The sequence below is a fragment of the Desulfovibrio sp. 1188_IL3213 genome, from assembly GCF_036763145.1.
GTDB lineage: Bacteria > Desulfobacterota > Desulfovibrionia > Desulfovibrionales > Desulfovibrionaceae > Desulfovibrio.
Window position 1 is genome coordinate 1 of record NZ_JBAIYR010000530.1, and the last position, 1,383, is coordinate 1,383.

The following is a 1,383-nucleotide window of genomic DNA, read 5'->3' on the forward strand; positions in this document are numbered from 1 at the left end:
ACACTCCAAATGATGTGTTGATTTTAAATTTTGAACAGCTTATGCGTTTGAACGAAGGCAATGGTTATTTAAAAGCTGTTGGGAATAATGGGTGGCAATTATTAGACCAACACGAGGAAAATATAGCTTATATTGAGATTCTTAAATTTCATGAAGGAAAAGGGCGGATTGACTTTAATCCTAATAAAATCAATCAATTTTTATCAGGTTCCATGAAAAATTTCATTCATGATTTATTTCTAGAACCTCATTTTTCACGTGCGGATATTGCTTGCGATATTGTAGATATTCCCGATGACTTTGTTAGTCAGTATCGTGTAGTTGATCCTGTGTCTTTTAAACCAATTTATGGGCGTTCTGGTAAGTTAGAAACGGCATATTGGGGTAGTCGTGCCAGTGAACGACAAATTCGAATGTACAATAAAAAATTGGAACAAGAAAGAAAACGTAAAATTGTTCCGCCGGAAATAACGACATGGTGGCGACTAGAATTGCAGTTACGAAGGGGAAAAGCAACTGATTGGCATGAGATGGTTCATGAAAGTTTGGATAGCTTTGCTAGTCCACATTATTTTCCGCCAAATACTAAAGTTACTGAACGGATTATGGTGAAAGGTTTGCTTTATGATCATTCTGAGTGGGGAAATCTAGCTAAGAATACAAAGAAAAAATACAGGGATTTGTTGAAGCAAGAAAGTCAAAATGATGAATTGACGAATCATTTGCGAGAGTCATTTGCGGAATCGGCAGACGATTTGAAACGAGAATTAGATACATGGCTCCAAGGACTTGATGTAACGGAAGTAGGTGCTGAATGAGTAATCCAGTAGAAAAAATGACCATAAAAAATCTTGCTGACGAATTGGGTGTATCGAAAAATACAGTGCGCAATCAACTGGTCAATTCAGGGTTTGACCTTGCTCAGTATAAAGAAAATGGCATTATCATGCTAGATAAAGAGTTGATTGGTGTTGTTCGGTCAATTTATCGGTCAAAAAGTGATCAATTGACTGGTCAATTACCGGTCAATAACACAGGCAGTGATTTTCCTTTAGAAAAAGAGAATGAGTTTTTGCGTGATCAATTAGCTGAGAAGGACAAACATATTTCTGAATTAACAGAAATGATTCGTGATCAACAAAAATTGACCCTGCTTCAGCAACAAAAAAACGATCAGTTGTTACTAGAAAATCAAGAATTAAAAAATCGAAAATGGTGGCAATTCTGGAAGTGAGGTGTGACATGGATAAAATTGATTTGAGAGAAGAAACAGTCGATAGAATTGAATTGATGTATGAACGGTTAGCTGATTATTTGAATTTGCCGGATGAAGATAATTATAGTGAAATGCTTGAACGAATTATGGATGTTCTCAACTCGGTT

2 protein-coding genes are annotated in these 1,383 nt (G+C 35.9%); both read left to right on the forward strand.

Translation table 11 applies throughout. From position 1 onward, the window contains the following. Nucleotides 1–818, forward strand: an 818-nt coding sequence (locus tag V6C16_RS13330; RefSeq protein ID WP_333543445.1) for a replication initiation factor domain-containing protein, incomplete at its 5' end; no start/stop codon positions are given. Then, nucleotides 815–1,234: a hypothetical protein gene (locus tag V6C16_RS13335; RefSeq protein ID WP_002292671.1), complete on the forward strand. Its 420-nt coding sequence runs from the start codon at nucleotides 815–817 to the stop codon at nucleotides 1,232–1,234. The genes V6C16_RS13330 and V6C16_RS13335, both read left to right, overlap by 4 nt. The last annotated feature ends 149 nt before the right edge of the window (nucleotides 1,235–1,383 follow it).